The sequence below is a fragment of the Burkholderia sp. YHN3-13 genome, assembly GCF_055810675.1.
In genome coordinates, this window is sequence record NZ_JBVVNQ010000002.1 from 385,532 (window position 1) to 402,939 (window position 17,408).

Annotated in this window: 20 protein-coding genes; 15 read left to right on the plus strand and 5 right to left on the minus strand. The window is 68.0% G+C overall.

Translation table 11 applies throughout. The features are described 5' to 3' along the window. Positions 1-7: 7 nt before the first annotated feature. Positions 8-1,285 (minus strand): HAD family hydrolase, encoded by a 1,278-nt coding sequence (locus AC0KUR_RS06635; RefSeq protein WP_049035200.1) that lies wholly within the window; start codon positions 1,283-1,285, stop codon positions 8-10. A gap of 500 nt (positions 1,286-1,785) precedes the next feature. Here AC0KUR_RS06635 and AC0KUR_RS06640 point away from each other — a divergent pair, with 500 nt between their 5' ends. From AC0KUR_RS06640 to AC0KUR_RS06665, 6 genes are all read left to right on the plus strand, one after another. Then, complete coding sequence (locus AC0KUR_RS06640; RefSeq protein ID WP_473375580.1) at positions 1,786-2,685, plus strand: M24 family metallopeptidase; 900 nt, start codon at positions 1,786-1,788, stop codon at positions 2,683-2,685. Positions 2,686-2,723: 38 nt separating this feature from the next. After that, positions 2,724-4,511 (plus strand): SDR family oxidoreductase, encoded by a 1,788-nt coding sequence (locus AC0KUR_RS06645; RefSeq protein WP_124669659.1) that lies wholly within the window; start codon positions 2,724-2,726, stop codon positions 4,509-4,511. Positions 4,512-4,540: 29 nt separating this feature from the next. Beyond that, entirely contained in the window at positions 4,541-5,446 is a 906-nt protein-coding gene (locus AC0KUR_RS06650) for a metal-dependent hydrolase (protein WP_049035203.1), read from the plus strand. Between the two features lie 79 nt (positions 5,447-5,525). Next, on the plus strand, positions 5,526-5,813 hold the full coding sequence (locus AC0KUR_RS06655) for a hypothetical protein (protein ID WP_034186191.1): 288 nt from the start codon (positions 5,526-5,528) through the stop codon (positions 5,811-5,813). A gap of 251 nt (positions 5,814-6,064) precedes the next feature. Continuing rightward, entirely contained in the window at positions 6,065-6,442 is a 378-nt protein-coding gene (locus AC0KUR_RS06660) for a DUF2917 domain-containing protein (protein WP_049035205.1), read from the plus strand. Between the two features lie 326 nt (positions 6,443-6,768). Further along, positions 6,769-7,143, plus strand: coding sequence for a DUF2917 domain-containing protein (locus AC0KUR_RS06665; protein ID WP_473375581.1), 375 nt, complete (start codon positions 6,769-6,771; stop codon positions 7,141-7,143). A gap of 160 nt (positions 7,144-7,303) precedes the next feature. On the opposite strand, the gene AC0KUR_RS06670 is transcribed toward AC0KUR_RS06665, so the two are convergent. Then, positions 7,304-7,582 (minus strand): hypothetical protein, encoded by a 279-nt coding sequence (locus tag AC0KUR_RS06670; protein ID WP_034186190.1) that lies wholly within the window; start codon positions 7,580-7,582, stop codon positions 7,304-7,306. 759 nt (positions 7,583-8,341) lie between these two features. On the opposite strand from AC0KUR_RS06670, the gene AC0KUR_RS06675 reads away from it, so the two are divergent. Next, positions 8,342-9,643: an NCS2 family permease gene (locus AC0KUR_RS06675; RefSeq protein WP_034186189.1), complete on the plus strand. Its 1,302-nt coding sequence runs from the start codon at positions 8,342-8,344 to the stop codon at positions 9,641-9,643. 238 nt (positions 9,644-9,881) lie between these two features. On the opposite strand, the gene AC0KUR_RS06680 is transcribed toward AC0KUR_RS06675, so the two are convergent. Together AC0KUR_RS06680 and AC0KUR_RS06685 are read right to left on the minus strand one after the other, a co-directional pair. Continuing rightward, complete coding sequence (locus AC0KUR_RS06680) at positions 9,882-10,169, minus strand: DUF1488 family protein (RefSeq protein WP_011354308.1); 288 nt, start codon at positions 10,167-10,169, stop codon at positions 9,882-9,884. 240 nt (positions 10,170-10,409) lie between these two features. Then, entirely contained in the window at positions 10,410-10,685 is a 276-nt protein-coding gene (locus AC0KUR_RS06685) for a DUF2964 family protein (RefSeq protein WP_226103934.1), read from the minus strand. 185 nt (positions 10,686-10,870) lie between these two features. Here AC0KUR_RS06685 and AC0KUR_RS06690 point away from each other — a divergent pair, with 185 nt between their 5' ends. The 8 genes from AC0KUR_RS06690 to AC0KUR_RS06725 all read left to right on the plus strand — a co-directional run bounded on the left by AC0KUR_RS06690 (position 10,871) and on the right by AC0KUR_RS06725 (position 16,071). Beyond that, a complete protein-coding gene (locus AC0KUR_RS06690; RefSeq protein WP_034186188.1) occupies positions 10,871-12,784 on the plus strand; it encodes a sigma-54-dependent Fis family transcriptional regulator in 1,914 nt (637 codons plus the stop codon). Positions 12,785-12,865: 81 nt separating this feature from the next. Then, entirely contained in the window at positions 12,866-13,168 is a 303-nt protein-coding gene (locus AC0KUR_RS06695; RefSeq protein WP_049031263.1) for a 2Fe-2S iron-sulfur cluster-binding protein, read from the plus strand. 58 nt (positions 13,169-13,226) lie between these two features. After that, positions 13,227-13,721 carry an SRPBCC family protein gene (locus AC0KUR_RS06700; RefSeq protein ID WP_473375582.1) on the plus strand — a complete coding sequence of 165 codons (495 nt, stop codon included), beginning with the start codon at positions 13,227-13,229 and terminating at the stop codon, positions 13,719-13,721. Between the two features lie 92 nt (positions 13,722-13,813). Then, positions 13,814-14,188: a DUF2946 domain-containing protein gene (locus AC0KUR_RS06705; RefSeq protein WP_049031262.1), complete on the plus strand. Its 375-nt coding sequence runs from the start codon at positions 13,814-13,816 to the stop codon at positions 14,186-14,188. Between the two features lie 96 nt (positions 14,189-14,284). After that, positions 14,285-14,650 carry a copper homeostasis periplasmic binding protein CopC gene (gene copC, locus AC0KUR_RS06710; protein WP_473375583.1) on the plus strand — a complete coding sequence of 122 codons (366 nt, stop codon included), beginning with the start codon at positions 14,285-14,287 and terminating at the stop codon, positions 14,648-14,650. A 40-nt stretch (positions 14,651-14,690) separates the two neighbouring features. Continuing rightward, positions 14,691-15,137, plus strand: coding sequence for a copper chaperone PCu(A)C (locus AC0KUR_RS06715; protein WP_034186185.1), 447 nt, complete (start codon positions 14,691-14,693; stop codon positions 15,135-15,137). 32 nt (positions 15,138-15,169) lie between these two features. Next, a complete protein-coding gene (locus AC0KUR_RS06720) occupies positions 15,170-15,343 on the plus strand; it encodes a hypothetical protein (protein WP_167361905.1) in 174 nt (57 codons plus the stop codon). Positions 15,344-15,441: 98 nt separating this feature from the next. Beyond that, positions 15,442-16,071, plus strand: coding sequence for a LysE family translocator (locus AC0KUR_RS06725; RefSeq protein WP_034186184.1), 630 nt, complete (start codon positions 15,442-15,444; stop codon positions 16,069-16,071). Between the two features lie 13 nt (positions 16,072-16,084). On the opposite strand, the gene AC0KUR_RS06730 is transcribed toward AC0KUR_RS06725, so the two are convergent. Beyond that, positions 16,085-17,398 (minus strand): leucine-rich repeat-containing protein kinase family protein, encoded by a 1,314-nt coding sequence (locus AC0KUR_RS06730; protein ID WP_301742224.1) that lies wholly within the window; start codon positions 17,396-17,398, stop codon positions 16,085-16,087. Between the last annotated feature and the right edge of the window lie 10 nt (positions 17,399-17,408).

The following is a 17,408-nucleotide window of genomic DNA, read 5'->3' on the forward strand; positions in this document are numbered from 1 at the left end:
GCCCGCGTCAGGCCAGCAGCTTGCGATCGGACTTGCCGTACTTGATCGACTTCTCGTCCGGGATCATCAGGCCCGTGTGTTCGTCGCGCCCCTGCAGCAGGAAGCGCGCGTCCGGCTTGCCGATCTGCTCGGCCGCGAGCTTGCTGTCCGCGCCGATCTCGCCCTTCTTCATCCGGTTCACGATCACGCCGGCCGCGGTGTCCTTGAAGTCGCGCAGCATCCACGCATCGCCGTCGCTGTCGCCGAACACCAGCAGCGGGCCGTAACCCTTCTTCGACGCGAGGACGTTGCGGATGCCCACCGTCTTGCCGGGCCCCCAATTGAAGTGCCAGCCGGCCGGATAGGTACTCGTGTACTGGCCGTCCTGCATGTCGAGACGCAGGCCGATCACGTTCTCGGGCGCCACGCCGTAGCCATAGTTCGGATTGCCGGCGAACACGCGCACGACGTCGTCGAGCGACGCCGTGCTGACGTACACGTCGATGCCGTTCGCGCGCAGCGTATGCATCACCGCGCGGATTTCCTCGTGAATGCGGATGCCGTGGAAATGCGTGTCGGCCACCACGCCTGCCTTGCCCGGCAGCGTCTTCGGGCTTTCGTAGCGGACCTTGCGCAGCGCGTCGCCGATGCCGTAGTTGTTCGACGCTTCCGCCATCGCCTGCAGTTCGGCGGTCGTCATGTTCTTGTAGAAATAGATGATCCACTTGTAGCCGACTTCGAGCGGATGCGTGTCGCAGATCGCGTCGTACATGAAGTACAGCTTCGCGCGGAAATCCTTGAACTGGTCGGTCTCGCGAATCTCGTCGAGGCTCTTGTCGCCGCCGAAACCCTTGTAGTTCGCATGGAGCCAGCGGTAATCGGATTCGACGTCGGCGGCGAGATCCTCCATCGTCACCGGCTTGCCGTCGACGGTCGTGTAGTCCTTCATGAACGCGCCCTTCGGCACATCCTTCCACATCACGCCGACGAATTCGTCCGGCGTCAGCTTGTACTGCAGATGGTTGATCTGGTACATCAGCAACGCCTCTTCGCAGTCGTTCATGATGCACGTGTTGTCCCAGTCGAACACCGCATACGGGCGGCGCTTTCCGTCGTAGCGGGCGCTCGCGACGCCGTGCTGGTCGAGCACCGCCTGCAGGCGCGCGGCGTTGAACGGCGACCAGCGGCCCGGGTCCAGCGCGTCCGGCGCGGTCGCGCTCTTCGCGCGGGCCGTGCCGGCCTTGAGCATCAGCGACGACGCAGCGGTCGCTGCGGCAAGGGTGTTCATGAACTGGCGGCGTTGCATGGTCTCTCTCCTGGAAATGTCGAATCGGCTCCGGCCGCTGCCCCCGGACGCTGCGCGGCGCACCGCCACCGCAAAGCCGGGACGGCTTCGAATCGGGGGCGAATGATGTGACGAAATTATTTCGGCAATTTGACAGCGTCGCGCCGCGACACGACGGAGAGTTGATCCAGCACGACATGCGCGGCTGGCGGCGGAACCGCTCGTGACACCCGCTGCCGCGACGCCGATCCCGACGCGCAGGGAACGGCAGGCACGACAACCGCGAAAACCGTCATCCGTCAGCCCTGACAAGACGCGATCCGGCGCGGCGCGTCGCCACGTTCCAATCTAGAGGAGGCCCTCCATTCCGCGTCTCCATTAGGACAAATCCCCACGTCCGTCGCCCTGGAACCGTCTATGATCTTTACATCGATCAATGACACATTAAATGCTGACTGAATAACCCGCGACGGCGACGCCAGCGGGCGCGTTCCGGATCAGCGCCCATACGGAGACGCACCATGGCCGATCACCATCCGCTGCCGGAAGTCCACCTCGACGAGCTGCCGCAATTCCGCGCGGTCCAGCAGCTCGCGTACCGCTGCGTCGAAGCCGTCGGCGCGATGCTCTACCCCGGCATCACCGAAAAGGAAGCCGCGCGCCTGCTGACCGAGTGGCTGCAGGACAACGGCGTGCACGACTGGCTGCACAAGCCGTTCGCGTGGTTCGGCGACCGCACCGCGTTCGAAGGCTTCTCCGGCCTCAAGCACATGGGCGGCTTCAATCTCGCGTTCTTCCCGAGCAATCGCCAGCTCGAAACCGACATGCCGGTGATCCTCGACGTCGCGCCGGTGCTCGACGGCATCGTCGCCGACGTCGGCTACGCGCACTGCCTCGGCCACAACCCGATCCTCGAACAGCTGCAGGACGACCTGATGGACCATCGCGACATGATCGTGCGGCTCGTGAAGGCGCGCCGTCCGATGGCCGAGGTCGCGCAGGAAGTCGACGCGCTGTGCCGCCGCCAGGGCGTCGAGCCGCGCCACAAGGCCTATCCGTTCAAGGTGCTCGCGCATCGCGTCGCGAAGATCCACAAGCTGTCGAAGCCGCGCTTCGTCGCGCGCTTCGGGCTGAACGCGACGCGCAACCTGCTGCTCGACCAGGGCCGCGCGGCGAAGCAGCAGGGCTGGTCGCCGCTGTGGTCGATCGACCGCCGCTCCGAGCATGCGCCGGTGCCGGGCCTGTGGGCCGTCGAGCCGCATCTCGGCTTCGCCGGCGTCGGCGCGAAATTCGAGGAACTGCTCGTGATCACGGACGACGACGCGTACTGGCTCGACGACGACTTGCCGCACGTGCGCCGCTGGCAGCGCCGCCAGGCCGAACGCGCGCAGGCCGTTTCGACCGTGCCGGCCGCCGCCTGACGCGGCGCCCCTCCGACTCCCTGAACGACGGACTCACGATGCAGCCTCTTTCCGACGAAGCGCCGCTGGCCCTGTTCGAATCGGTTCACAGCGAGACGGCGGTCGCCTCCGGCGACCTGACGCTCGCGGTCAGGACCTGGGGCGACCCGGCCCGCTCGCCGGTCGTGCTCGTGCACGGCTATCCCGACGACAGCAGCGTCTGGCGGCACGTCGCGCCGCTGCTCGCGCGCAAGCACTACGTGATCGCGTACGACGTGCGCGGCGCGGGCCTGTCCGGCGCGCCGAAGCGCATGGCCGACTATCACCTCGCGAAGCTGACCGACGACTTCGTCGCGGTGATCGACGCGCTCTGCCCCGGCCGCGCGGTGCACCTGATCGCGCACGACTGGGGCTCGATCCAGGGTTGGGAATTCGTCACCGATCCGCGCCTCGCCGGCCGCATCGCGTCGTACACGTCGTGCTCGGGGCCGTGCCTCGACCACGTCGGCTTCTGGCTGCGCGAACGCGTGCTGCGCCCGACGCCCGCGTCGCTCGGCAAACTCGGCGGCCAGCTCGTGCGCTCGTGGTACGTGTACCTGTTCCATCTGCCGTTCGTCCCCGAACTCGGCTGGCGGCTGTGGCTCGGCCGCGCGTGGCCGCGCCTGCTGCGCCGGCTCGAGAAGACGCCGGCGATGCCGCGCCCGACGCAGGCCGACGACGGCGCGCGCGGCGTGCGCCTCTATCGCGCGAACTTCATCCGCTGCCTGTTCGCGCCGCGCGAACGCTATGCGCATGCCCCCGTGCAGACGATCGTGCCGCTCGGCGACAAGTACGTGAGCCCCGCGCTGTCGGAGAACCTGTCGCGCTGGGTGCCGCAGTACTACCGCCGCGAAGTCGCGGCCGGCCACTGGCTGCCGCTCGCCGATCCCGCGCGCTTCGCGGATCTCGCCGGGCAACTGATCGACGCGGTCGAATCGGGCACCGAGCCGCCCGCGCTCGCGAACGCGCGCCGCCGCGCCACCAGCGGCCGTTTCAGCGGCAAGGTCGCGGTCGTCACCGGCGCGGGCAGCGGCATCGGCCGCTGCGCGGCGCTCGCGTTCGCCCGCGAAGGCGCGACGGTCGTCGCATGCGACATCGATCTCGCCAGCGCCGAACGCACCGCGCTGCTGCTCGGGCTGACCGGCGCGCACGCGCATGCGAAACGCGTCGACGTCGGGTCCGCCGACGAGATGGAAGCGCTCGCGGCGTGGGTCGGCAGCGAACTCGGCGGCGCGGACGTCGTGATCAACAACGCCGGCATCGGCATGGCCGGCGGCATCCTCGACACGAGCGCGCGGCACTGGGAGCGCATCCTGCACGTGAACTTGTGGGGCGTGATCCACGGCTCGCGGCTGTTCGCGCGGCAGATGGCCGCGCGCGGCACCGGCGGGCACATCGTCAATACCGCGTCGGCCGCCGCGTTCGGGCCGTCACGCGACCTGCCCGCGTATGCGACGACGAAGGCCGCGGTACTGATGCTCAGCGAGTGCATGCGCGCGGAACTCGCGGAGCAAGGCATCGGCGTGACGGCCGTGTGCCCGGGTTTCGCGGAGACCGGAATCATGGCGTCGACGCAATACGCGGGCGCCAATGCCCAGGACGAAGCGCGGCTGCGCAAGCGCGCGACGAAGCTCTACCAGATGCGCGGCCTGAAACCGGAAACCGTCGCACAGGCGATGGTCGACGGCGTGCTGCGCAACCGCCCCGTCGTCGCGGTCGGCGGCGAGGCGCATGCGATGCGTTTCGTCGGCCGCTTCCTGCCGTGGCTCGGCCGGATGATCGCCCGCGTCAGCATGGCATCGCATTGACGGCGCATGACGCCGCACAGGGAGACAACATGACCGATACCGCCGACTACCACAAGATCAAGGCCCGGCACGTGAAATTCGACTTCAGCGACACGCCGGTCACCTGGGTGCCGAACGATCCGGGCAGCACGCACATCATCAACACGCTGAACCTGCTGTTCCCGGAAGGCGAGCTGTGGTTCTGCCGCGTGTACAACAAGGCGCTGCCGCTGATCACCGATGCACGCCTGCGCGACGAGGCCGAAGGTTTCCTGCGCCAGGAAGCCGTGCATTCGCGCTCGCACGGCGGCGTGCTGAAGCACTACTACGACCGGCACGGGATCGACACGAAGCCGTTCACGCAGAAGCTCAACCGGCTGTTCACGCGCGTGCTCGGCGAACAGCCGCTCGGGCTGAAGATCGGCCACACGCGTTTCTGGCTGCGGCAGCAGCTGGCCGTGATCGCGTCGCTGGAGCACTTCTTCGGTTATCTCGGCAACTGGGTGCTCAACGCGCACGGTCTCGACGAAGGCCGTGCCGACCCGACGATGGTCGACCTGCTGCGCTGGCACGGCGCCGAGGAAGTCGAGCACCGCACCGTCGCGTTCGACATCTACCGGCACCTGGACGGCACCTATCCGGAGCGCTGCGTGCACATGGCGTTCGTGATCGTGCTGCTGCTCTACTACATCACGACCGGCGCGAAGTTCATGTACCGGCGCGACCCGGACGCCGGCCGCTACCCGGGCTTCGTGCTCGCGTGGTGGCAGGGCTCGCGGCGCGGGCACCTGCCGTCGTTCTGGAAGGTGATCGGCGCGGCGCTACGTTATTTCAAGCCCGGCTATACGCCGCACCACGAAGGGTCGACCGAGCAGGCGCTCGCGTATCTCGCGCGCTCGCCGGCCGCGCAGGCGGCCGCGCACGGCGGCAACTGGGGCACGGCGAAGGGCGCGTAACCGGGTTTCCGGCCGGTTCGGCGGGCGGCGCGCGCCGAAATGCGTACAATCGCGGCTTCAATTTCCCGGAGGTGCCGCGATGGCCATGAAGAAAACCGATCTCGAAAAGAACAAGGCGCTCAAGCTGACGCACGCGATGAAGCAGTCGAACTCCGCGCGTTTCGGCAAGGGCGCCGACGACGCGGCCAAGCTCGACCGCCGCGCGCAGCGCAAGCTCGACCAGGAACAGGGCCTCGTGCCGTTCGCGTGCAAGCTCAACGCCGAACTCGTCGAGCAGCTGAAGGCACGTGCGGCCACGCACCCGGAAGGGATGACGGGCCTGCTGTCCGAGCTGCTCGTGAACGGCCTCGCGCAACGCGACGCGTGACCGCCACGTATCTCGAAATTTCCGTTGACATTGCCGCGCTGCCACGACACACTCGTTCGCATGCCTATGCTCAAGCCCATCGCCATCGCGCATGAAAATCGAGTGAACGCCCATACGTGGCGAGCACCGGAGGCGCTTGTGCATTAGCATCGCGATTCAGTTACGCATGTCACAAGGCCTCGCCGGATTCGGATGAGGCCTTTTTGTTTTGGTGCGCGTCATCCTGTCCGGCTCAACGGATGGAGATGACGATGGACCAAGCAAGCCTGCTGGTTGTTTGCCGCGATCGCTGCCGCACCGATACGATCGCGTTGCCGAGAGTCGAGTTGCACTTCACGGTCGCGCCGCGCACGACGCTGGCATGGCGCGCGCAGCACGATGCCGAGGTCCGCGCACACGACGCGACGCTGTGGATCACGCGGCTGGGCTGCCTCGACGATTACTGGATACGAACCGGCGACGTGCTGCGCCTGCGGCGCGGCGATCGCATCTGGATCAGCACCGACGACGAGCGGCCCGCCGCGGCGTCGATCACGACCGCGTACGTGATGAAACGCGACGCGTGGCCCGCGCGTGCGCTCGCACGAATGCGCCGCATGCTGGGCGGGAGACATCGAAGTCGCGCGTGACGCATGCATCGTCGCGCGTGCGATCCGGGCTCGCCTCGACCTCATGAAACACCGCGCACGCGCGCCATCGGCTCACCGTCGCATATCCCGAAAATAGTCGTTGACAACACCGCGGCCCGACAACAAAATCGTTCGCATGCCTACGTTCAAGCTCATCGCCGTCGCGATTCATTGCTCGATGAACATTCGAAAGAATGATTCACGGGAGGCGCTTGTGCGTTAGCAATCGAGCAGTACCGCATGTCACACGAGGCCTCACCGGAAACGGATGAGGCCTTTTTGTTCTGGTGCGCGTCATCCGTCCGGCTCACTGAATGGAGAAGACGATGGACCAGGCAAGCCCGTTGTTCGACCGTCCCGATCGGCGCCACGCCGGCACGATCGCGTTACCGACCGTCGTGATCCGTTTCGCGGTCGCCCCGCGCACGACGATGACCTGGCGTGCGCCGCGGGATGCGGAGCTCCGCACGCAGGGCGCGGCGCTGTGGGTCACGCGCCCGCCGAACGTCGACGATTTTTGGGTGCGGCCCGGCGACGTGCTGCGCATCGCGCGCGGCGAGCGCATCTGGCTCGGCACCGATGGCGACCGGTCGGCCGAAGCGACGATCACGACCGCGTACGTGCGGCGCGGCGAGCACTTGAGGCGCATGCTCGCGCAAGTGCAACGTTGGCTCGTCGGGACAGGGAGAAGAAGCGGATGAGCGACGTGCGGTCACGCACGCGGGACGCGGAACGGCCGCGGCCGGAAACGGACGCACCCGCGGCGCAATGCGCCGCGGGTGCGCATCGAATGTCGCGGCCCGCGAGTGCGGGCCGCGAGCGATCGCACGCCGTGCGCAACAACCGGATGCAGTGCGTGCATCAGGTGCTGGCGGCGAGACGCGGGCCCGTGCTCCGGGGAGTGGAATCGACGTCGGGACGTTGCGCTGCCTGCGAGGTCACCCACGGATCGATGCCCTGCTTCTGCACCTCTTCGAGGAATGACACGCGTGTGCGCCAGTAATCCGCTTGTAATTTCGCATCGATGACGCGCTGTTCGGCTGCGAACAGTTCCATGCGCGCCGTCACGAGCATCGACGCAGCGGTTTTTTCCGGCGTGGGGGCGTGTCGCATCGCCCAACGGCTGATCCAGTTCAACATGCTGACCTCCGTGATTACGGACGAACCCGCATCGGGCAATCGCAATCGGCCGTGCCTGCCCGAACGCGCAACGGCCTTGACCGCCATTCACCGCCTGGCCTGCACGGACTGCGACTCCCCCGCGTCGGCAATTACCGGCCGGCGTGTGCATGCGCGGTGTATCTATCCTAGAAAGACTTGCCGGTTTACGCGATGGGGTCTTGCAATCTTTTACACAGAAACCACAGTCGCCTCCGCATCGCGAAATGACAGTTGCGGACGGGACGGCTTCGGCGCAGCATAGCCCGATACCTGCCACCGCCTGGGCTGACGAATGCCCGCCGCACGTCGCCGTCGTGCATTCGCACCGGCCGCGCGCGGGCGCCGCCTGCACCGTGTTCGTGCAGCATGCGGGCGCGCCGTTTGCGTCGCCGGTCGTCGCGCATCCGCCACGCGCGATGCGGCCGCCGCGCAGTTGCACACGCATCGGCCGGTTTCGCCCGCCCGCCTGCCATCGTTTCCACCGTTTCCGCCATTTCTGCCGGCCCGTGCCGCGCGAACCGGTAAAATGCGCGCCTTCGTCGCGCGGCCGGGCTGCCAGACCGTTCGCGCGCAGGCAACCGATCGTGCCCTCCAACTATATCGTCCGAGCTATCCGCGCTATTACAATCCGCCGATAGCCAGGAAATAGTGGCTGGTTACATTAAGCCCGCCGCGCGCTGCCTGCACAACAATTCGGCACAACAATCAACACGACAACCCGACCGGAGAAACGCCTTCATGGAATCCATCAAGCGGTATTTCGGCTTCGCTGAAGCCGGCACCGACTTCCGCACCGAAATACTCGCGGGCGTCACCACGTTCCTGACGATGGCCTACATCATCTTCGTCAACCCCGCGATCCTCGGCGACGCCGGCATGCCGAAGGAATCCGTGTTCGTCGCGACCTGCCTCGTCGCGGCGCTGGCATCGATCATCATGGGGCTGTACGCGAACTACCCGATCGCGTGCGCGCCCGGCATGGGCCTGAACGCGTATTTCGCCTATACGGTCGTCAAGGGGATGGGCTTCACCTGGCAGGCCGCGCTCGGCGCGGTATTCATTTCCGGCTGCCTGTTCCTGCTCGTCACGCTGTTCCGCGTGCGCGAGGCGATCGTCAACGGCATTCCGAAATCGCTGCGGATCTCGATCACCGCCGGCATCGGCCTGTTCCTCGGCATCATCTCGCTGAAGACGTCGGGCGTGATCGTCGGCAACCCGGCCACGCTCGTCACGCTCGGCGACCTGCACAAGCATGAGACGATCCTCGCGATCGTCGGCTTCTTCACGATCGTCACGCTCGACCACCTGCGCGTGCGCGGCGCGATCCTGATCGGCATCATCGGCGTCACGGTCCTGTCGTTCTTCTTCGCCGGCAACCAGTTCCACGGCGTGTTCTCCGCGCCGCCGTCGATCGATGCGACGCTGTTCAAGCTGGACATCGGCGCCGCGCTGTCGACCGGGATCATCAACGTGATCCTCGTGTTCTTCCTCGTCGAGCTGTTCGACGCAACGGGCACGCTGATGGGTGTCGCGAACCGCGCGGGCCTGCTCGTCGAAGGCAAGATGAACCGCCTGAACAAGGCGCTGCTCGCCGACAGCACCGCGATCGTCGCGGGCTCGGTGCTCGGCACGTCGTCGACCACCGCGTACATCGAAAGCGCATCGGGCGTGCAGGCCGGCGGCCGCACGGGCGTGACGGCCATCACCGTCGCGGTGCTGTTCCTCGCGTGCCTGTTCATCGCACCGCTCGCCGGCGTCGTGCCGGCCTACGCAACGGCGCCGGCGCTGCTGTACGTGTCGTGCCTGATGCTGCGCGAGATGGTCGAGGTGCCGTGGGACGATGCGACGGAAGCCGTGCCGGCCGCGCTGACCGCGCTGCTGATGCCGTTCACGTACTCGATCGCGAACGGCGTCGCGTTCGGCTTCATCGCGTACGGCGGCCTCAAGCTGCTGACGGGCCAGGCGCGCACGGTCAAGCCGATCGTCTGGATCATCGCGGCCGTGTTCCTGTTCCGCTTCTTCTATCTCGGCAGCGAGTAAGCGACACGCCGCGCCGCGGATGAAAAAACGCCACCTTCGGGTGGCGTTCTTGTTTTCGCACTTTCGCACGACTCCTTGCGCGATCCCGGCGCGTCGACGCACCGTGCCGTACTTATGCGCCGGACAACCGGCGGCGCCCATACGAAAATGCCGCCCGGCCCGCCGAACGGCATTGCATGGCAACGTCTTCGCGTGCGCCGCGCTCGATCGCGCGCGCCGCGAGACGAGCGTCGTGTCGTCAGCGCCAGTTGGCCTCGTAGAAGCGCACGTAACCGCTGCGCAGCGTCACGCATTGCGCGCGCGTCTCCGACAGCAGGCGCCGCGCAGCCGCCTCGATCCGGTCGCGGTGCTGGTCGAATGCGCCGACCATGTCCTCGAAGCGCGGCGATGCCGCACCGAAGTGGTCTTCCAGCGCCTCGGCGGTGATCTGACATTGGACGCGCTCGCCATTGACCAGTGCCGTGAACGCAAGCATCAGGTCGCGCCCCGAATACTCGGGCTTCTCGTTCGTGAAATGGATCTGCATGGGAGCCGCCTCGACCGGTAGAAAACGAATGACCGCGTCCGTCGTCCGCCACCGGCCGGACGAAATGTACGCGGGCTCGCCGGCGGAGGCCACGACCGCGGGGGATGGGGCGGTCGACGCATGCCGGTTGCTTTCCACTTTAGACGGTTTCGCGCAGGAGACAAATTTTCCCGCATGCGTCGTTCCGACGCGCCATTCCTCAGATCAGCACGGCATCGGGCACCGTTTCGGAAACGGGCTTCAGTGCGGATCGGTAGGCCAGACGTTGAGCGCGATCGCGGCGGTCGTGACGCCCACCGCAATCGCGGCCGCCCCGTATTGGACCGCATCGGCCAGATCGAACAGCAATCCATGGATCGCCACGGCGATGCCGCCCAGCATGATGAACGTGGCGATGGCCGCCAGCACGACTCTCAGTTCCGTCCGAACCATGATGCGTCTCCCGAACGGATGCATGTCGCGTCGCATGCATGTTGCAATGCGGAACACGGCGCGTGCGTGCTCCATTTCCATCATTGCAGGCGGGCGCCTGAAAGCAAGGAGATTTTGTTCCCGGTCGCGCATCGCACGTGGCGCTTGTATGATGATGCGTACCCGGACGGACGGCTGTTGCGCCGGATGGTGCACCGCGAGCGGAGACGCACTCCGCCGCCGGTTCCGATTCGGTCGGCCCGGGCTGCCCCGGGAACAGGAGACAAGTCATGCCGCAACCCTTCGTGCTGCCCGTCACCGCGGGTCGCACCGACCTGCTCGCGCAGGCGCATGCGCGTTCGACCGCGGTCGGCCTGCGCGCGCACGAACGCCCGGATTTCACGCCGCTGTCGCGTATCGCGCTGCGCGAACTGCTCGACACGAATCACACGCTGTTCTCGCACGCGCGCCCGGTGATGGAAGACCTCCACGCGCAGATCGCCGAGACGCAAAGCCTCGTGCTGCTGACCGACGCCGACGGCGTGATCCTGCACAGCATCGGCGACGCCGACTTCATCGAAAAAGCCAACCGCGTCGCGCTGCGCACCGGCGTGTCGTGGGCCGAAGGCGCGCGCGGCACCAATGCGATCGGAACCGCGCTCGCGTCGGGCCAGGCCGTCGTCGTGCACGGTTCCGAACACTTCCTGCGCGCGAACCACATCCTCACCTGCTCGTGCGCGCCGATCGTCGATCCGTTCGGCCGCACGCTCGGCACGCTCGACGTCAGTGGCGACCCGCGCGGCTCCAGCCCGCATACGCTCGCGCTGGTGCGGATGTCCGCGCAGCTGATCGAGAACCACCTGTTCGCGAACCAGTGCGGCGAAGCGCTGCGGCTGCGCTTTCACGCGCACGAGGATTGCGTCGATTCGCTGTTCGCCGGGCTCGTCGCGTTCGGCCCCGACGGCGGGCTGATCGCCGCGAACCGCAGCGCGCAATTCCAGCTCGGCGCGTCGTTCGACGCACTGCAACATCAGGCCAGCGACGCGTTGTTCGGCATGCGCTTCGCGCAGCTCGCGCAGCAGGCCGCCCGCGCGCCGGGCGCCACGTTCCGCCTGACGCTGTCGACCGGCGTGCGCGTGCTCGCCCGCTGCGAATTCCCGGACGCGCAGAAGACGGCCGTCGCCGTCACGCCGCCCGCGCCGGCCGCGCGCGTACGCGCGCCGGACCCCGACGCGATCACGTTCGCGACGCTCGACACCGGCGACGCACGCATGGCCGCCGTGCTCGAACGCGTCGCGAAGATCCGCGGGCGCGACCTGCCGCTGCTGATCCTCGGCCAGACCGGCACCGGCAAGGAATGGCTCGCCCGCGCGCTGCACCAGGCGTCGCCGCGCGCGGACGGCCCGTTCGTCGCGGTCAACTGCGCGGCGCTGCCCGATTCGCTGATCGAGGCCGAGCTGTTCGGCTATGAAGACGGCGCGTTCACGGGCGCGCGCAAGCGCGGCAGCCCCGGCAAGATCGCGCAGGCCGACGGCGGCACGCTGTTTCTCGACGAGATCGGCGACATGCCGCTCGCGCAGCAGGTGCGGCTGATGCGCGTGCTGCAGGAGCGGGCGGTGATGCCGCTCGGCGGCGCGCGCGCGGTACCGGTCGACGTGCGCGTGGTTTGCGCGACCCATCGCGACCTGCGCGCGATGATCGCGGACGGCACGTTCCGCGAAGATTTGTTCTACCGGATCAACGGCCTCGCAGTCACGCTGCCGGCGCTGGCCGCGCGCACCGACCTGCCGGTCCTGGTCGACCGGATTCTCGCGCGGCTGGCGCGCAGCGAACCGATGCCGCGCCGCATCGCGGCCGACGTGCTCGATGCGTTCAAGCGCCACCGCTGGCCCGGCAACCTGCGGCAGATGACCAACGTGCTGCGCACGGCCGGCATGCTCGCCGAAGACGAAGCCGAAATCGCGCTCGCGCATTTGCCCGACGATTTCTGGCTCGACTGCGACGATGCATCGGCCGCGCCCGCTGCCGCCACGCCGGCCACGCCGACCGTGCCGGCCGGCACGCACGAAGGCACGACGCTGCAAAGCCGCCAGGCCGCGGTGATCGACGCCGTGCTTGCGCGGCACGGCGGCAACGTATCGGCCGCCGCGCGCGAGCTCGGCCTCGCGCGCAATACCGTGTACCGCTACCTGCGGCGGCATTGACGCCCACGGCCGGCGGACGCTGCCCGCCGGCCGGTTCGGGTATGCTTGGCGCGTTGCCGCCGACCGCCGCCCGCTTCAGTCATGACCGATCCAGACCACCCGCCCCTCGTGCGCATCGAGCCGCTCGGCGCGACCTTCGACGCGCCCGATTCGCTGACACTGCTCGAGGCCGCCGCGTTCGCGCGCGTGTCGCTGCCGCGCTCGTGCCGCAACGGCACGTGCCGAAGCTGCCTTTGCCGGATCGTCAGCGGCAGCGTACGCTACACGATCGAATGGCCGGGCCTGAGCCGCGAGGAAAAGGCCGACGGCTATACGCTGCCGTGCGTGGCCGTCGCGACGTCGGACCTCGTGCTCGACGTGCCCGACGCGGCCATGCTCGACTAGACGCGGCGTGCGGCCACGCGCGCCGTCCTGCAACGCCCGATCCTGCGTGGAGAACGCGATGACCCAGTCAACCGATCGCATCGAGAAACAAGTCCAGCTCGCGGCCTCGCCCGACCGCGTGTGGGAAGCCGTCAGCAATTCCGGCGAATTCGGCCAGTGGTTCGGCGTCGCGTTCGACGGGCCGTTCGCGGCCGACCAGCCGCTGTTCGGCCGCATCACGCCGACGCGCGTCGACGACGACGTCGCCAGGGCACAGGAACCCTATGCGGGCACTGTGTTCGAAATCGTCGTCGATCGCATCGAGCCGCAGCAACTGTTCTCGTTTCGCTGGCATCCGTTCGCGATCGACCCGCATTTCGATTACGCGTCCGAGCCGATGACGCTCGTCACGTTCACGCTCGCCGCCCAGGCCGGCGGCACGCTGCTCACGGTCACCGAAACGGGTTTCGACCAGTTGATCGAAGCGCGCCGCGCGAAAGCGCGCGAGATGAACGACCAAGGCTGGGCCGCGCAGATGACGCTGATCACGAAATACCTGGCGAAGCACGCGTAGCGCGCCGCTTCGCCGCATGCCGCCGCCGTCCCGCGCACCGGCGTGCGTGGCATAATCCGCTCCATCGTCGCCCATACGCCGCCGCGCATCGCATGCTGAGTCGTCGCCTCCGGAAGATCGGCAGTCTGATCGGGATGCTCGCCATCCTGATGACGGCGCTCGCGCCGACGATCTCGCAGGCGCTCACCACGCAAGGGCGTGTCGACGCGCTGCTGGCCGGCTACTGCACGGCCGCGCCGGCCGCCGGCGGCCACGCGTCCGATCCGTCGACCAGTCTCCACGCGCATCTCCAGGCATGCGGCTATTGCAGCCTGCTTGCCCATACCCCCGCGCTGCCCGCCCCCGAACTGACGTTCGCGGCCCACGTACGCGTGATCCAGCATCGCGCGGCCACCCGCTTCGAAAGCCTGCGCCGCGCGCTGCCGCTCACGGCCGCGCAGCCGCGCGCCCCGCCGTTCACGTCCTGATCCGCTGTCGTTGCACGTGATGCCATCGCGCATCGCGTGGTCCGCGCACGCCGCTCGCGTGCGTGACATGTCACGTTTCGAAGGACGCTCACCCTCATGCATACCGCCACGCTCTTTCGCGGCGCACTCGCCGCGCTCGGCTTCGTCGTCATCCAGGCTGCCCATGCGCACGCCATCCCGAAGAAGCAGGTCCCGGCCGCCGACGCCACGCTGTCGGCCACGCCGCACGCCGTCACGATCGATTTCAGCGAAGCGCTCGAACCGGCCTTCAGCTCGATCGCCGTCACCGACGGCCATGGTCAATCGGTCACCGACGGGAAATCGGCCGTCGACGCCGGCAACCGGAAACGGATGCACGTCGCCCTGGCCAGCCTGACGGCCGGCGCGTACACGGTCGCGTGGGTCGCGGTGGCAAGCGACGGCCATCGCACGCAAGGCCGCTACACGTTCACGCTGAAGTAACGCGCACGCTGCCCCGGCCCCCCCATCAGGAGAACAAACGATGAAACACCCGATTCCGACCGCCCTGCTCGTTGCCGTGTTCGCGCTGCAAGCGCCCGCCTCGTTCGCCGCGCCGGCCGTGCAGGCCGATGCGTGCTGGATCCGCGCGATGCCGGCGACGGTGCCGTCGTCCGGCTACTTGACGCTGAAGAACGACGGCGACACGCCCGCCACGCTGACAGGCATCGACAGCCCCGCATACGGGATGGCGATGGTGCATGAAACGCAGACGAACGGCAGCACCGCGAAGATGGTTCATGTCGACTCGGTCGTCGTCCCCGCGCACGGCTCGCTGACCTTCAAGCCGAAGAGCTATCACGTGATGCTGGAGGAACCGCGCAAGGCCGTCGCGCCCGGTTCGAAGGTGCCGTTCCGGCTGCATTTCGCGGACGGCTCGACGGTGTCGGTCACCTGCGACGCGAAGGCGCCGACCTACGCCGGCCAGTAACGCACCCGGTATCCCGATCGAAGGAGACGCACATGAAAGACCGCCTGCCGCTGGCCGGCCGGATCGTCCGCTACCGGACGCCGCTGAATCTCGCCGTACTGATCGTCTGCGGGTTGTGGGCCGCGTGGATCGCGTGGATGACGCGGCCCGCCGCGATCGACACGCCGCCGTCGATTCCCGCGTACTGCATGCGCGACACGCACTGACGCGCCGCGCCCGCACGGTTCCGGCGGCGGCCCGCGCCATTATTGGCGTGGCACCATCGCTGCATCCCGTCCGCCGGAACCGTCACCCGGAGCAACGCATGGCCCTTCAGACCTGGATGCTGTTTGCCGCAGCCTATCTCGCCACGACACTGTCGCCCGGGCCGAACGTGCTGCTCGTGATCCGCAACACGGTGCGCTACGGCACGCACGGCACCGCCGCGACGATCGCGGGCAATCTCGTCGCACAGGGTGTGGTCGTGCTGCTCGTCGCGCTCGGCGTCGGCGCCGTACTGGCCGCGATGCCGCCGCTGTTCGTCGCGATGAAGGTCGTCGGCGCCGCCTACCTGATGGTTCTGGGTGTGCGGCAACTGCGCGGCGACCGCATGGCCGCCGCGTCGGGCGGCGCCGCGCAAAGCGCCATGCCCGACCGCGCGAAGCTGTTTCGCGAAGCGCTGTTCGTATCGGGCAGCAATCCGAAGACGATGGTCTTCCTGTCGGCATTCATGCCGCAGTTCGTCGTGCACGATCGCCCGCTCGCGCTGCAGTTCGTCGTGATGTACGCGACGATCGCCTGCACCGTCGTGATCGTTCACAGCGTCTATTCGGCCGGCGTGCGCCGATTCCATCGCGATTTCGGCATGCGTCGCGCAGCACGTGCGCTCAAGCGCGCCAGCGGGCTGCTGTTCGTCGGGCTCGGGATCAAGCTGCTGACCGCACGGCAGGCGTAAGCGGGCAAGCGCGTCAGCGCATGTGCGCGGCGAGCGCCGCGGCAATCTCGCCGAACGACGGGCGGGCGTCGATATCCTCATTCAGGCAGGCCGCCGCGAGGGCATCGAGGGCATCCGAGCGCGACTCGCATCGCTCGAGCAACTCGCCGAGCAGATAGCCGAACGCGCGCACTTCGAGCCGCTCGAACCTGCCGCCACGCGTGCGGTCGTTCACGTCGTAGAGCGACGCCGCGCCGAAATCGCCCAGCAACGCGCCGCCTGCCCCGTCGTGCAGGATGTTGTGCGCATACAGGTCGCCATGCATGATGCCGCGCGCATGCAGATGGCCCGCGACCGACGCGATGCCGTGCGCGATCCGCACCGCTTCGGCCGGCGCGAAGCGCGCGTCGGCCGCATACACGTCGCGCGTGCAGGAAGCGAAGCTCGGCGGCCCGGCGAGATTCCCGAGCGCGGGATCGACCAATTCCATCACGAGGCCGTGCGTGCCGTCCGGATGCCCGCTCACCTTGCCGATCACCGGGATCAGGTCCGGGTGGCGGCCGGCGTGCAGGCACGCGGCCATTTCGCAATCGGGCAGGCCGTCGCTCGTCACCGCGCCCTTGAACAGCTTGACCGCGACCGCGCGCGACGGGTGGCCGTCCATACGCCACTGCGCCCGGTAAATGACGCCCGATGCGCCCTCGCCCAGCTTCCGTTCACACGACAGCGACGCCCAGTCGATCTGCGCGACGTCCGGCCCCGCCGACGCCGCCGCCTCCGGCGCCGCACTGAACGGATTGCCGGCCGTGGCGAGCCACGCGAGACGCGGCAGGCGCAGCAGCCAGTCGGGCAACGCATCCAGCCGGTTCGCCGACAGGCGCACCAGTTCGAGCGCGCGGCATGCGGCCATTTCGGCCGGCAGCGCGCGCAGCCGATTGCCCGCGAGCATGAGCTTCTGCAGCCGCGAACAGTCGCCGATGTCGGCCGGCAGCGCGTCGATCGCGTTGTCGGTGAGGATCAGCCAGCGCAGCGCGCGCGGCAGTGCGCCGCGCGGCACCGTGCGAATCCGGTTCGCCTTGAAGCCGATCATGTCGAGTTGCCCGCACGCGCCGAGCACGTCGGGGAACGCGGTGAAGCGGTTGCCGGATGCAAACAGGATGCGCAGGCGATGCAGCCGCGGCAGGTCGTCCGGCAACGCGGACAGCGCATTGCCGGTCAGGTCGAGCACTTCGAGCGTGTCGGCCAGATCGAGGATCTCGCGCGGAAATTCGGTCAACCCGCATGCGAGCTTGAGTTGCCGTGCGCCCGACAGTTGTCCGGCCTGCAGTTGTTCGAGGGTGTGGGTCACGGGTGAAAAC